Annotated in this window: 15 protein-coding genes; 7 read left to right on the top strand and 8 right to left on the bottom strand. The window is 51.1% G+C overall.

Annotated elements, in window-relative coordinates; all coding sequences use genetic code 11:
- Nucleotides 1-98 precede the first annotated feature (98 nt).
- From A7Z29_RS18455 to ygiW, 3 genes are all read right to left on the bottom strand, one after another.
- A complete protein-coding gene (locus A7Z29_RS18455; RefSeq protein WP_105290600.1) occupies nucleotides 99-1,706 on the bottom strand; it encodes an ABC transporter substrate-binding protein in 1,608 nt (535 codons plus the stop codon).
- A 109-nt stretch (nucleotides 1,707-1,815) separates the two neighbouring features.
- Complete coding sequence (locus A7Z29_RS18450) at nucleotides 1,816-2,298, bottom strand: AraC family transcriptional regulator (RefSeq protein ID WP_000183515.1); 483 nt, start codon at nucleotides 2,296-2,298, stop codon at nucleotides 1,816-1,818.
- Nucleotides 2,299-2,350: 52 nt separating this feature from the next.
- On the bottom strand, nucleotides 2,351-2,743 hold the full coding sequence (gene ygiW / locus A7Z29_RS18445) for an OB fold stress tolerance protein YgiW (RefSeq protein WP_010347824.1): 393 nt from the start codon (nucleotides 2,741-2,743) through the stop codon (nucleotides 2,351-2,353).
- Between the two features lie 151 nt (nucleotides 2,744-2,894).
- On the opposite strand from ygiW, the gene qseB reads away from it, so the two are divergent.
- The 4 genes from qseB (at nucleotide 2,895) to A7Z29_RS18425 (ending at nucleotide 5,936) form a co-directional block, all read left to right on the top strand.
- On the top strand, nucleotides 2,895-3,554 hold the full coding sequence (gene qseB / locus A7Z29_RS18440) for a quorum sensing response regulator transcription factor QseB (RefSeq protein WP_001221481.1): 660 nt from the start codon (nucleotides 2,895-2,897) through the stop codon (nucleotides 3,552-3,554).
- Nucleotides 3,551-4,900 (top strand): quorum sensing histidine kinase QseC, encoded by a 1,350-nt coding sequence (gene qseC, locus A7Z29_RS18435; RefSeq protein ID WP_105290599.1) that lies wholly within the window; start codon nucleotides 3,551-3,553, stop codon nucleotides 4,898-4,900. The genes qseB and qseC overlap by 4 nt, the downstream gene beginning before the upstream one ends.
- A 109-nt stretch (nucleotides 4,901-5,009) precedes the next feature.
- Complete coding sequence (gene mdaB / locus A7Z29_RS18430; protein ID WP_000065430.1) at nucleotides 5,010-5,591, top strand: NADPH:quinone oxidoreductase MdaB; 582 nt, start codon at nucleotides 5,010-5,012, stop codon at nucleotides 5,589-5,591.
- 30 nt (nucleotides 5,592-5,621) lie between these two features.
- A complete protein-coding gene (locus tag A7Z29_RS18425; protein ID WP_032226299.1) occupies nucleotides 5,622-5,936 on the top strand; it encodes a putative quinol monooxygenase in 315 nt (104 codons plus the stop codon).
- A 47-nt stretch (nucleotides 5,937-5,983) separates the two neighbouring features.
- Here A7Z29_RS18425 and parE read toward each other — a convergent pair whose 3' ends face one another.
- From parE to nudF, 5 genes are read right to left on the bottom strand one after another with little or no spacing between them, the layout of a single operon-like run.
- A complete protein-coding gene (gene parE, locus A7Z29_RS18420) occupies nucleotides 5,984-7,876 on the bottom strand; it encodes a DNA topoisomerase IV subunit B (RefSeq protein ID WP_000195277.1) in 1,893 nt (630 codons plus the stop codon).
- Nucleotides 7,877-7,904: 28 nt separating this feature from the next.
- Nucleotides 7,905-8,486 (bottom strand): esterase YqiA, encoded by a 582-nt coding sequence (gene yqiA / locus A7Z29_RS18415; RefSeq protein ID WP_000105733.1) that lies wholly within the window; start codon nucleotides 8,484-8,486, stop codon nucleotides 7,905-7,907.
- A complete protein-coding gene (cpdA, locus tag A7Z29_RS18410; protein WP_000444758.1) occupies nucleotides 8,486-9,313 on the bottom strand; it encodes a 3',5'-cyclic-AMP phosphodiesterase in 828 nt (275 codons plus the stop codon). The genes yqiA and cpdA overlap by 1 nt, the downstream gene beginning before the upstream one ends.
- Before the next feature lie 24 nt (nucleotides 9,314-9,337).
- A complete protein-coding gene (locus A7Z29_RS18405) occupies nucleotides 9,338-9,760 on the bottom strand; it encodes a DUF1249 family protein (RefSeq protein ID WP_000833387.1) in 423 nt (140 codons plus the stop codon).
- The gene (nudF, locus tag A7Z29_RS18400; RefSeq protein ID WP_000917117.1) at nucleotides 9,761-10,390 is read right to left on the bottom strand and encodes an ADP-ribose diphosphatase; all 630 of its coding nucleotides are present in this window, start codon (nucleotides 10,388-10,390) and stop codon (nucleotides 9,761-9,763) included.
- Nucleotides 10,391-10,595: 205 nt separating this feature from the next.
- Between nudF and tolC the strand changes: the two genes are divergently transcribed.
- The 3 genes from tolC to A7Z29_RS18380 all read left to right on the top strand — a co-directional run bounded on the left by tolC (nucleotide 10,596) and on the right by A7Z29_RS18380 (nucleotide 14,062).
- Nucleotides 10,596-12,077, top strand: coding sequence for an outer membrane channel protein TolC (gene tolC, locus A7Z29_RS18395; protein ID WP_000735301.1), 1,482 nt, complete (start codon nucleotides 10,596-10,598; stop codon nucleotides 12,075-12,077).
- 147 nt (nucleotides 12,078-12,224) lie between these two features.
- Nucleotides 12,225-12,896: a DUF1190 family protein gene (locus A7Z29_RS18385; RefSeq protein WP_000831543.1), complete on the top strand. Its 672-nt coding sequence runs from the start codon at nucleotides 12,225-12,227 to the stop codon at nucleotides 12,894-12,896.
- Nucleotides 12,897-12,901: 5 nt separating this feature from the next.
- On the top strand, nucleotides 12,902-14,062 hold the full coding sequence (locus A7Z29_RS18380; RefSeq protein WP_000442852.1) for a glutathionylspermidine synthase family protein: 1,161 nt from the start codon (nucleotides 12,902-12,904) through the stop codon (nucleotides 14,060-14,062).
- Nucleotides 14,063-14,342 lie beyond the last annotated feature (280 nt).

Raw genomic sequence — 14,342 nt, 5'->3', positions numbered from 1 at the left:
GGCAATATTGCCGGAGATACTACATTATCTGTCGCGTCGAGTCACAGGAGATCAGTGTGAATAGTGCCGCCGGACGTGCTCCGACGGCGATAAAGGCATCAATGTGCCTTGATATACAACTCTTTGCTGTAGACATAATCCTGGGGATTATGCAGCGGAAAACCGCCAACGTAGGGTTTAAGCAGTTTGATCAGCGGTTGATAGTAGATGGGGATGAGCGGTGCCTGCTGGTTGATGATCTCTTCTGCCTGCTGATACAACGCATTACGCTTTGTCGCGTCAGTGGTCTGAGCGGCCTGGTTTAGTAACACGTCATACTTTGCGTTTTTCCAGTGACCGACGTTCTCTTCACTATCGCTTTTAAGCGTGTTCAGGAAGCTGGATGCATCATTATATGTCGCATCCCACGACTGCCGCGACAACATGAAATCACCACTACGCCAGGCATCGAGATACGTTTTCCACTCCATCGTGCGCAGCGTCACCTGTGCGCCAAGCCATTTTTTCCATTCGGAAGACAAGGCTATCGCCGTTTTTTCATGCAGATCGTACTTGTTGTAGAACAGTTCAAAGCGTAGCGGATGAGAGGCGTCGTATCCCGCCTGTTTCAGCAAGGCTTTTGCCATCGCAACGCGTTCACCCATTGGCTTTTGCAGTTCCTCAAACGTCGGCGCACGAAACCCTTCTACCTCTGTCGGCGTCAATGTTGTTGCTGGCGTTCGTAGCCCAAGTATCTTTTGCGCGATTAGCGGCCTGTCAACCGTAAGATACAATGCCCGCCGCACACGGGCATCATCAAACGGCGGTTTCCGGGTGTTGAAGTTGTAATATTCGCTGTTCAGGCGAGGGATTATCCGCAGCTCGCCAGGCAGTGATTTTTCGATTGCAGGAATTTGCTGCGCCGGAACCCAGGTGAGATCAACCTCTCCCGCGCGATAGCGGTTATAACCGGTGACCGAATTATCCAGCGCCAGATACTCAACCTGCTGTAAGACAGTATGCTCGGCATCGCGGTATTCCGGATTTTTTCGGGCTGTAATCTTTTCGTTAACTACCCATTTATCAAGAACAAAAGCACCGTTGTAAACCATATGTTCTGGCTTACTCCAGCTATCGCCATACTTCGCAATCACATGATGCGGAACCGGAAACAGCGTCGGCCAGGCGAGCATGGTCGTGAACCAGGGAACGGGCTGCTCAAGCGTGACTTCAAGAGTGCGGTCATCGGTAGCCTTCACACCCAGCGATGCAACATCCGCTTTGCCTGTCACAATAGCCGCTGCATTTTTAATATGCGCCTGCGCCAGATAGCCGGCAAAAGGGCTTGCCGTTTTGGGGTCAACCGCGCGCTGCCAGCCGAGGACAAAATCCTGTGCCGTTAAGGGCTGACCATCAGACCACTGTAAGCCGTGACGTAAATGGAAAACATAGCGTTTGCCGCTATCTGCCACCTCCCATGATTCGGCCTGAGCGGGTTGCACTTTGCCTTCACTGTCTATCCATACCAGACCTTCAAACAGATCCAGCACAATCTGCGCAGCAGTATTCTCCTCAACCTTTTGCGGGTCGAGCGTACCGGGGTCGCTATGATTGTTGTAACGAAAGACTTGCTGTGGGGCGAGCGGTGTGTTGGCGGGAATGTCAGCAGCATAGAGAGGAGCCGCACTTACCAGGCTGACCAGCCATAATAAATTTCGCGTATACATGGTATTCCTTACCGAAGAAATTATAAGCCCGACAACAATACGCCTGTGACATTGTTAGCTCAAACTTATCGCGAGTGATTTGGCTCACACTCCGGTAAAGATTCCCCCATCACGCCAACGGCACATAGACATCCGTTTCCAGCCGCTGCTCTGACATCCCTTCAGCCAGATTAGTGTAGTGAAACAGTATCGGCGCTTTACGTATTTTCTCGCCGCTTTCAGGCAGCCACTGACGAATGATGCCCCATACCGTGCGCGAAATATCGTCCAGTTCGCCAACGTGACGAGCCACGGCATAACGTCCTCCATCAAGCTCACTATTACTCACGCCATAACGATTCTCCGGAATCGCTTCGCTAACGCTGCCGCAGATATCAAAGCGAAACGCTTCCGGCGCGGTGCTTGCAGGGTCGTCCCAGGCAACACCAAATGTCTGGCTTTGGTTAACAGGAGAAAGTCCCGTCTCTTTGCGCCACATGATAAATTTCGCCACGCTATAGTTGAGTAACTCAGGGCTACAGCGATGCGGCAACAAAGCCACGCGGGTTGAAGGGAAATTGATGATGTTCACGTCCAGTGTCAGGTTTGTCATTTTGCCTCCCTGCGAAATTATTCCCGGGAACGCGTCCCGGGAGCGGTAACAATTACGGATTCACTTTACGAATCTGTTTAACGTCGATCTCAACAGAGTTCCAGTCCTTATCGACCTCCCCCTGAATCTCAACCGTATCTTTCGGTGTAACAGTCACACCGTTCCAGCGTTTGTGGTCGATATCGACATTGATAGTACCGCTGGCATCTTTGAACACGTAGAGATCGTCAGAGATGCGTTCAACGATATTGCCGCGCAGGGTTACCCAGGTATCATCACGCAGGGATTTTGCGTTTTCTACGTTAGTTACACTGCCGTTCGGCCCCTGGAATCCTCCGGTCTGACTTTGTGTTGCCGATGGGCCAGAAAAACCACCCTGCTCTGCTGCCATAACTGGTGCGCTACACAGAGCCATTACTGCAATTACTGCTGCTAATTTTTTCATGTTTGTTACTCCCTTTAATGTCTGTTTTCGAGCATTAAACAAGATACTCCTTAACAACTTCTTAAGAAAAAAAAAGAAAATTTAGTACTGTACAGAGCACGTTACAACACGGTTTACTGGCAACGAATACAGCTATCGCAGGGATGAAAAGATGCGAATTTTACTGATAGAAGATGACATGCTGATTGGCGACGGCATCAAAACAGGTCTTAGTAAGATGGGCTTTAGTGTTGACTGGTTTACGGAAGGTCGTCAGGGAAAAGAGGCGCTTTATAGCGCACCTTATGACGCAGTAATCCTTGATCTAACCTTACCGGGAATGGATGGTCGCGATATTTTGCGCGAATGGCGGGATAAAGGTCAGCGTGAACCGGTACTGATCCTGACCGCGCGCGACGCCCTGGCGGAACGCGTAGAAGGTTTGCGTCTGGGCGCCGACGATTATCTGTGTAAACCTTTTGCCTTAATAGAAGTCGCTGCCAGGCTGGAAGCACTGATGCGTCGAAGCAACGGGCAAGCCAGCAATGAGTTACATCACGGTAACGTAATGCTCGACCCCGGCAAACGTATTGCCACTCAGGCTGGCGAACCCTTAACGCTGAAGCCAAAAGAATTTGCCCTGCTGGAATTACTGATGCGTAACGCTGGTCGGGTACTGCCGCGCAAATTGATTGAAGAAAAACTGTACACCTGGGACGAAGAGGTCACCAGCAATGCCATCGAAGTGCATGTGCATCATCTGCGACGTAAGCTCGGCAGCGACTTTATTCGCACCGTTCACGGTATTGGCTACACATTAGGTGAGAAATGAAATTTACCCAACGCCTTAGTCTGCGAGTCAGACTGACGCTGATCTTTTTGATTCTGGCCTCGGTGACCTGGCTTGTCTCCAGCTTTGTCGCCTGGAAACAAACAATGGATAATGTCGATGAGTTATTCGATACCCAGTTGATGCTGTTTGCCAAACGGTTAAGTACGCTCGATCTTAACGAAATCAATGCGGCAGATCGTATGGCGCAAACACCGAATAAATTAAAACACGGTCACGTAGATGATGATGCGCTGACCTTTGCAGTCTTTACTCACGACGGCAACATGGTTCTTAACGATGGCGATAATGGAGAAGATATTCCCTACAGCTATCAACGGGAAGGTTTTGCTAATGGGCAACTGGTAGGTGAAGACGATCCCTGGCGTTTTGTCTGGATGACGTCACATGATGGTAAATATCGCATCGTTGTTGGCCAGGAGTGGGAATACCGTGAAGACATGGCACTGGCGATTGTCACTGGACAGCTCATTCCCTGGCTTATCGCGCTGCCTATCATGTTGATCATCATGATGGTACTACTGGGCCGTGAACTCTCGCCACTAAACAAACTGGCGCTGGCGCTACGTATGCGCGATCCTGACTCGGAAAAACCGCTCAACGCTGACGGTGTACCCAACGAAGTGCGTCCGCTGGTTGAGTCTCTGAATCAACTTTTCGACCGTACACATGCGATGATGGTTCGTGAACGACGCTTTACCTCCGATGCCGCTCACGAACTGCGTAGCCCGTTAACGGCGCTGAAAGTACAAACCGAAGTCGCACAGCTTTCCGACGACGATCCGCAGGCACGGAAAAAAGCACTGATACAGTTACATTCCGGGATCGATCGCGCCACCCGCCTTGTTGATCAACTGCTCACACTATCGCGGCTCGACTCGCTGGATAACCTTCAGGACGTCGCGGAGATCCCACTTGAAGATCTCCTGCAATCGTCGGTAATGGATATTTACCACACGGCGCAACAGGCGAAAATTGACGTGCGGCTGACGCTCAATACACAGGGCATCAAACGCACCGGACAACCGCTATTGCTAAGTTTGCTGGTACGAAATCTGCTGGATAACGCCGTGCGCTACAGTCCACAGGGCAGCGTGGTGGACGTCACGCTGAATGCCGATAATTTCATCGTAAGGGATAACGGTCCCGGTGTAACGCCAGAGGCACTGGCGCGAATTGGCGAACGTTTCTATCGCCCACCAGGACAAACCGCCACCGGCAGTGGGCTTGGGCTGTCGATTGTCCAGCGGATCGCCAAATTGCATGGCATGAATGTTGTGTTTGGGAATGCGGAACAAGGTGGATTTGAGGCGAAGGTGAGCTGGTAGTGGTGATATTGTTGCAAAATTCGCAAAAGACTTTGCACATTTTGCTAATTTCACCGTACCGCTCTGTGACGTACTATAGTCGACAAACTTCTCACCTTGAGGATAAAAAATGAGCAATATCCTGATTATCAACGGCGCGAAGAAATTCGCCCACTCCAATGGTCAACTGAACGACACCCTGACCGAAGTCGCGGATGGCACGCTCCGCGACCTCGGGCATGATGTCCGTATCGTTCGCGCCGACAGCGACTACGATGTCAAAGCCGAAGTACAAAACTTTCTCTGGGCTGATGTGGTTATCTGGCAGATGCCTGGCTGGTGGATGGGCGCGCCGTGGACGGTGAAAAAATACATTGATGATGTGTTCACCGAAGGTCACGGTACGCTGTATGCCAGCGATGGTCGTACCCGCAAAGATCCGTCGAAAAAATACGGCTCTGGCGGCCTGGTACAGGGCAAAAAATATATGCTCTCTCTGACCTGGAACGCACCAATGGAAGCCTTCACCGAAAAAGATCAGTTCTTCCACGGCGTCGGCGTTGACGGCGTGTATCTGCCGTTCCATAAAGCAAACCAATTCCTCGGTATGGAACCGCTGCCGACATTTATCGCTAATGACGTGATAAAAATGCCTGATGTTCCCCGCTATACTGAAGAATATCGCAAGCATCTTGTGGAAATTTTTGGTTAACTAGAGCTCTGGCTTTAGAAGGAGTTAACCATGCTTACAGTAATCGCTGAAATCCGTACTCGTCCTGGCCAACATCACCGTCAGGCAGTATTGGATCAGTTTGCTAAAATCGTTCCAATCGTACTGAAGGAAGAAGGTTGCCACGGCTATGCGCCGATGGTGGATTGCGCTGCTGGCGTGAGTTTCCAGTCTATGGCGCCGGACTCTATCGTGATGATTGAGCAGTGGGAAAGCATTGCCCATCTTGAAGCGCATCTGCAAACCCCGCACATGAAAGCATATAGTGAAGCCGTAAAAGGCGACGTGCTGGAGATGAATATTCGTATTCTGCAGCCGGGGATTTAATCCTGCCTTGTTTGCCCGGCCATCCTGACCGGGCAATGTTCTTTCTTTTAAACCTCAATCTCCGCCATGTCGCCTTTCTCTTGCAACCAGTTACGGCGGTCTTCCGAGCGTTTCTTCGCCAGCAGCATATCCATCATCGCGTCAGTACGCTGATCGTCTTCATCATCAATGGTTAACTGCACCAGACGGCGAGTATTCGGATCAAGCGTAGTTTCGCGCAATTGCATAGGGTTCATTTCCCCCAGCCCTTTAAAACGCTGAACGTTCGGCTTGCCTTTCTTGCGTTTTAATTGCTCAAGTACGCCCTCTTTCTCTTCTTCTGTCAGCGCGTAATAGACCTCTTTACCCAGATCAATACGGTAGAGCGGTGGCAGAGCAACGTAAACGTGACCATGTTTCACTAGCGTGCGGAAGTGTTTTACAAACAGCGCGCAGAGCAGCGTGGCAATGTGCAGGCCATCGGAGTCCGCATCCGCGAGGATACAGATCTTGCCGTAACGTAGCTGGCTAAGATCATCGCTGTCAGGATCAATACCGATCGCAACCGAAATATCGTGCACTTCCTGCGAGGCCAGTACTTCATCGGAAGAGACTTCCCAGGTGTTAAGGATCTTACCTTTCAACGGCATGATCGCCTGATATTCACGATCGCGCGCCTGCTTGGCGGATCCGCCTGCGGAGTCCCCTTCCACGAGGAACAGTTCGGTACGGTTAAGATCCTGCGCGGTGCAGTCAGCCAGTTTGCCAGGCAGCGCCGGGCCGCTGGTCAGCTTTTTACGTACCACTTTTTTGGCGGCACGCATACGACGCTGGGCGCTGGAAATCGCCATCTCAGCAAGTAGTTCCGCCGCCTGGACGTTCTGGTTCAGCCACAGGGTGAAGGCATCTTTAACCACGCCAGAAACGAATGCCGCACATTGACGCGAAGAGAGACGCTCTTTGGTCTGCCCGGCAAACTGCGGATCCTGCATTTTTACTGACAACACATATGCGCAGCGATCCCAGATATCTTCCGCCGACAGTTTCACGCCGCGCGGCAGAATGTTGCGGTATTCGCAAAACTCACGCATCGCATCCAGCAAGCCCTGACGCAGACCGTTAACGTGCGTACCGCCCTGCATCGTTGGGATCAGGTTGACGTAGCTTTCGGTCAGCAGTTCACCGCCTTCCGGTAGCCACAGTAGTGCCCAGTCAACCGCTTCAGTATCGCCAGCGAAATTACCGATAAACGGTTTTTCCGGCAGTGTCGGTAAACCGTTTACCGCTTCCGCCAGGTAATCGTTCAGACCGTCCTGATAGCACCAGCGTTGCTCAGTGTTGTTGATCTCATCTTTAAAGGTGATCTCAACGCCGGGGCACAGTACTGCCTTGGCTTTCAGTACATGTGTAAGCCGGGAAACAGAAAAGCGCGGGCTGTCAAAGAAGGTTTCATCCGGCCAGAAGTGCACGCTGGTGCCGGTATTGCGTTTACCGCAAGTGCCGACGACCTGCAAATCCTGAACCTTTTCGCCATTTTCAAACGCGATGTTATAAATCTGGCCATCGCGGCGCACGTTGACTTCTACGCGCTTCGACAAGGCGTTAACCACCGAAATCCCCACGCCATGCAGGCCGCCAGAGAACTGGTAATTTTTGTTAGAGAATTTACCGCCTGCGTGCAGACGGCAAAGAATCAGTTCAACCGCCGGTACACCCTCTTCAGGGTGAATATCCACCGGCATCCCGCGACCATCGTCAATCACTTCTAACGACTGGTCAGCATGTAAAATTACATCCACGCGTTTTGCGTGACCCGCCAGTGCTTCATCGACACTGTTATCAATAACTTCTTGCCCCAAATGGTTAGGGCGAGTGGTATCGGTATACATCCCCGGACGGCGGCGAACCGGCTCAAGCCCGGTGAGTACCTCAATGGCATCAGCGTTATAAGTTTGCGTCATGGTTTAAGTTAGCAATTCGAGTTGATCGTCAGAGATGGTGCAGACCAAGAAAATCGACGATCGGGTTGAAATAATCTTCGAAGCCCGTGAATGCGTGGTTGCCGCCTTCTATTACAGTCTGGCGGCAGGAAGCGTAGTACGCCACCGCCTGGCGGTAATCCAGCACTTCATCTCCCGTCTGTTGCAGCAGCCAGATAAGATCCGGCGCTTCCAGCGGGTCAATCTGCATGACTTTGAGATCGTAAATATGGCGTGACTCTAGCACATATTGCTGCCCGGTGTAGGGGTTCTCGTTCTGACCGAGATAGTCTGTTAGCAATTCAAACGGGCGCACCGCCGGGTTTACCACCACTGCGGGCAGCATAAAACATTGCGACAACCAGGTGGCGTAGTAACCCCCCAGTGATGAACCGACGATACCCAGCGAATCGCCGCCATGTTCCAGGACAATGGATTCCAGCAGTTCTGCCGCATCGGAAGGATACGGCGGCAACTGCGGAATAATCATCTCAACGTCAGGGTGATGTTCCGCCAGCCAGTTTTTCAACAAGCTCGCTTTTGCAGAACGCGGCGAGCTGTTGAAACCGTGTAAATAAAGAAGCGTAGACATCAGTAACCTTCTGAAGCGGTATCAGGTTGGAAACGCGTGTCCGCAAGGCGGTGCACTTCGGTAGTCAGCGTGCCATCAGCATGTAACTCCAGCGTACGCCAGCCGGGAGCAATGGTGTCCAGCGTGAAGTTGGAACAGTGTGGTTTAAATTGTACACAGGTCGACGGCGTTGCCATCAGGCGGCGCCCGTTCCAGTCGAGATCGAGTTCCTGATGAATATGACCACACAGCAGATATTTGACGTGCGGAAACTTCGCCAGCACATTATCCAGTTCACCTGCGTTACGCAGACTGTGTTGGTCGAGCCAGCTACAGCCTGCAGGCAGCGGATGATGGTGCAGTAGCAGCAACGTATGGCGCTCTGGCGCATCAGACAGCTTACGCTCCAGCCAATCAAGCTGAAACTCGCTCAATTCGCCGTGCGGTACGCCAAACACCTGGCTATCCAGCAGCAAGATTTGCCATTGCTCACCGATAAACACACGCTTCGCCGGGGAAATACCCGCATCCTGTAACGCGCTGTACATCGCAGGCTGGAAATCATGGTTTCCCGGCAGCCAGACGCAGGGCGCACGAAAGCTTGCGATGCCTTCCGCAAAGTGCAGATAGGCCGCAGCAGTTTGATCCTGCGCTAAATCACCTGTCGCGACAATCAGGTCGAATTCGTGCTGGTGTGGACGAATCGCCTCCAGCACAGCCTGGTAGCTCTCCCAGGTGTTTACCCCCAACAGGGCTTCGTGCTTTTGTGCAAACAGGTGAGTGTCGGTAATTTGTAAAATCCTGACTCTGGCCTCACCAGCCAGAGGAAGGGTTAACAGGCTTTCCAAATGGTGTCCTTAGGTTTCACGACGCTAATAAACCGGAATCGCCATCGCTCCATGTGCTAAACAGTATCGCAACCAATCCGCTAAAAACTGATTAATTTGATGCTTTTCGTCGCGTTGATGCAACTTTTTATTAGGATAATCATACCGCGCTTTGAAGCGAAAAATCTGCTGGCTTGAACACACTTCAGCCACCATCGCGTCATGATACAGACGCACCGTCATTGACGGAAGGCTCCAGTAACTGATCGCGGGCGCAGTCTGTTCTATTGTCACCAGGGTAGTGTATCGGGTCGATTCCACTATCGTTAGCCGATAATGTGCGTTTGCCACCTGATAGCTTATAGTTTCGCCGGGTGCATCATTGCGCGGTAACAAACGGCGCAATTGTGAAAAGTTCATCTCGCACAGGCGCATCATTTCAGGAAAGTCAGGTGTGTAACGCTTCATTTATGCCCACTCATTTTTTAACGCTTGATGATGCAGTTGCAGCCATTGCAAAGCGATGACTGACGCTGCGTTGTCGATTTTCCCCTCTTCTACCCACTGGTAGGCCTGTTCCCGGCTTACCACATGAACGCGAATATCTTCGTTTTCATCAGCCAGACCGTGAATACCGCTTGCGGTCGTGGCGTCCACTTCGCCCACCATAATTGACGAACGCTCACTGGTGCCGCCTGGGCTTGCCAGGAAACTTAACACCGGTTTGGTTCGTTTGACTATCAGCCCCGCCTCTTCAATCGCTTCGCGTCGGGCGACATCTTCCACACTTTCCCCCTCTTCAATCATCCCGGCAACCATTTCCAGTAGCCAGGGCGTTTCGCTGGTGTCATACGCGGCAATCCGTATCTGCTCAATCAACACGACTTCATCACGCACTGGGTCAAAGGGTAGCAAGACTGCGGCGTGACCGCGCTCAAAAATTTCTCTGCGGACTTCATGACTCATTTGCCCGTTGAATAGACGATGACGAAACCTATAAAGATCTAATGAAAAAAAGCCGCGATAAAGTGTTTCTCGTGCAATAATTTCTACATCGTTTTTGCCAAATGTAACGGGCAGGTTGTCTGGCTTAAGCATGGTTAATGTCCTGGCACTAATAGTGAATTAAATGTGAATTTCAGCGACGTTTGACTGCCGTTTGAGCAGTCATGTGTTAAATTGAGGCACATTAATGCCCTATGGCACGTAACGCCAACCTTTTGCGGTAGCGGCTTCTGCTAGAATCCGCAATAATTTTACAGTTTGATCAGCGCTAAATACTGCTTCACCACAAGGAATGCAAATGAAGAAATTGCTCCCCATTCTTATCGGCCTGAGCCTTTCTGGGTTCAGTACGTTGAGCCAGGCCGAGAACCTGATGCAAGTTTATCAGCAAGCACGCCTTAGTAACCCGGAATTGCGTAAGTCTGCCGCCGATCGTGATGCTGCCTTTGAAAAAATTAATGAAGCGCGCAGTCCATTACTGCCACAGCTAGGTTTAGGTGCAGATTACACCTATAGCAACGGCTACCGCGACGCGAACGGCATCAACTCTAACGCAACCAGTGCATCCCTGCAGTTGACTCAGTCCATTTTCGATATGTCGAAATGGCGGGCGCTGACCTTGCAGGAAAAGGCTGCCGGTATTCAGGACGTCACCTATCAGACCGATCAACAAACCTTGATCCTCAACACCGCGACCGCTTATTTCAACGTGTTGAATGCTATTGACGTGCTTTCCTATACCCAGGCGCAAAAAGAAGCGATCTACCGTCAGTTAGATCAAACCACCCAACGTTTTAACGTGGGTCTGGTGGCGATCACCGACGTGCAGAACGCCCGCGCCCAGTACGATACCGTGCTGGCGAACGAAGTGACCGCACGTAACAACCTCGACAATGCCGTTGAGCAACTGCGTCAGATCACCGGTAATTACTATCCGGAACTGGCGGCCCTGAATGTCGAAAACTTCAAAACCGACAAACCACAGCCGGTTAACGCGCTGCTGAAAGAAGCAGAAAAACGCAACCTGTCGCTGTTACAGGCACGTTTGAGCCAGGATCTGGCGCGCGAGCAAATTCGCCAGGCGCAGGATGGTCACTTACCGACGCTGGATTTAACGGCTTCTACCGGGATTTCTGACACCTCTTATAGCGGTTCGAAAACCCGTGGAGCGAACAGTGCCCAGTATGACGACAGCAATATGGGTCAGAACAAAGTGGGTCTGAGCTTCTCGCTGCCGATTTATCAGGGCGGGATGGTTAACTCGCAGGTGAAACAGGCACAGTACAACTTTGTCGGTGCCAGCGAACAACTGGAAAGCGCACACCGTAGCGTCGTGCAAACCGTGCGTTCCTCTTTCAACAACATTAATGCATCTATCAGTAGCATTAACGCTTACAAACAAGCCGTTGTTTCCGCCCAAAGCTCATTAGACGCGATGGAAGCGGGCTACTCGGTCGGTACGCGTACCATTGTTGATGTGTTGGACGCCACCACTACGCTGTACAACGCCAAACAAGAACTGGCAAATGCGCGTTATAACTACCTGATTAACCAGTTGAATATTAAATCAGCTCTGGGTACGTTGAACGAGCAGGATCTGCTGGCACTGAACAATGCGCTGAGCAAACCGGTTTCCACTAACCCGGAAAACGTTGCGCCGCCAACGCCAGAACAGAATGCTATTGCTGATGGCTATGCGCCTGATAGCCCGGCACCTGTTGTTCAGCAAACATCCGCACGCACTACCACCAGTAACGGTCATAACCCTTTCCGTAACTGATGACGACGACGGGGCTTCGGCCCCGTCTGAACGTAAGGCAACGTAAAGATACGGGTTATCTGCCGCATTCTTCCCCCTTCTCGCTTCAATTTCGACCAGCCATCCTCTATTCTGATGGGTATTTACCACTGGTCCCGGAAGACAAAAATGAAACGGACAAAATCCATACGCCACGCATCGTTCCGCAAAAACTGGAGCGCACGCCATCTGACACCTGTTGCTCTCGCGGTTGCCACTGTTTTTATGCTGGCAGGCTGTGAAAAGAGTGATGAAACAGTGTCTCTGTATCAAAATGCTGATGATTGTTCAGCGGCAAACCCAGGCAAAAGTGCAGAATGCACCACTGCGTACAATAATGCGCTGAAAGAAGCGGAACGTACTGCGCCGAAATACGCCACCCGTGAAGACTGTGTTGCTGAATTTGGCGAAGGTCAATGCCAGCAGGCACCTGCTCAGGCTGGCATGGCGCCAGAAAACCAGGCGCAGGCTCAGCAATCCAGCGGTAGCTTCTGGATGCCGCTGATGGCCGGTTACATGATGGGACGTCTGATGGGCGGCGGCGCGGGCTTTGCGCAACAACCGCTGTTCTCTTCGAAAAACCCGGCCAGCCCGGCTTACGGCAAATACACTGATGCCACCGGTAAAAACTATGGCGCAGCCCAGCCAGGCCGCACCATGACCGTACCGAAAACAGCCATGGCGCCGAAACCAGCCACCACCACCACCGTTACCCGTGGCGGCTTTGGTGAATCTGTTGCCAAACAAAGCACCATGCAGCGTAGCGCAACCGGCACTTCCTCTCGTTCAATGGGCGGCTGATACCGATGGAAAGAGTCAGTATTACCGAGCGCCCGGACTGGCGCGAGAAAGCTCACGAGTACGGTTTCAATTTCCATACCATGTACGGTGAGCCGTACTGGTGTGAAGATGCTTACTACAAATTGACCCTCGCCCAGGTTGAAAAGCTGGAAGAGGTCACCGCTGAACTACACCAGATGTGCCTGAAAGTGGTGGAAAAAGTGATCGCCAGCGACGAGCTGATGACCAAATTCCGCATTCCAAAACACACCTGGAGTTTTGTGCGTCAGTCATGGCTGACGCACCAGCCATCGCTTTATTCGCGTCTTGATCTGGCGTGGGATGGCACTGGCGAACCTAAACTTCTGGAAAATAACGCCGATACGCCAACGTCACTATACGAGGCGGCGTTCTTTCAGTGGATCTGGTTGGAAGATCAACTTAACGCGGGCAACCTGCCGGAAGGCAGCGACCAGTTTAACAGTCTGCAAGAAAAGCTCATTGACCGTTTTGTCGAGTTGCGTGAGCAGTACGGCTTTCAGTTGCTGCATCTCACCTGCTGTCGCGACACAGTGGAAGATCGTGGCACCATTCAGTATTTGCAGGACTGCGCGACCGAAGCTGAAATCGCCACCGAGTTTCTGTACATCGACGATATCGGTTTAGGCGAAAAAGGTCAGTTCACAGATTTGCAGGATCAGGTCATCGCTAACCTGTTCAAACTGTATCCGTGGGAATTTATGCTGCGCGAAATGTTCTCCACTAAACTTGAAGATGCTGGCGTGCGTTGGCTGGAACCGGCGTGGAAGAGCATTATCTCCAACAAGGCGCTTCTGCCGCTGCTGTGGGAGATGTTCCCGAATCACCCGAACCTGCTGCCCGCTTATTTTGCGGAAGATGATCATCCGCAAATGGAAAAATATGTGGTTAAACCGATCTTCTCCCGTGAAGGCGCAAACGTGTCGATCATTGAGAACGGTAAAACCATTGAAGCAGCGGAAGGTCCGTATGGCGAAGAAGGGATGATTGTTCAGCAATTCCATCCACTACCGAAATTTGGCGACAGTTATATGCTGATTGGAAGTTGGCTGGTGAACGATCAACCTGCCGGAATTGGGATTCGTGAAGACCGAGCATTAATCACCCAGGACATGTCACGGTTTTATCCGCATATTTTCGTTGAATAATACTGTTCAATATTGCCCCGTTTACTGGGGCAATTTATTATAATCCGCAAATCATCACTCCCACCTATATATAATCAACTACATCTATCACCTTTATTTAACATTAATTCCTAATTTAATATTAGATCGTCATATGTAAGCGATATTGTAATTAAATTAACTAATAAAACCACATGGTAACTTGTTGTTTTATATGCTTATTTATAACTTTTATTGCACCAAAAATAGATTTAATAATTAAAAAACAATGTCGCTGGGATCACACTACACAATATTGAAT

The organism is Escherichia sp. MOD1-EC6842 (assembly GCF_002965705.1).
GTDB lineage: Bacteria > Pseudomonadota > Gammaproteobacteria > Enterobacterales > Enterobacteriaceae > Escherichia > Escherichia ruysiae.
The sequence above is the reverse complement of the archived record's forward strand: the minus strand, read 5'-3'. Positions and strand labels throughout refer to the sequence as shown.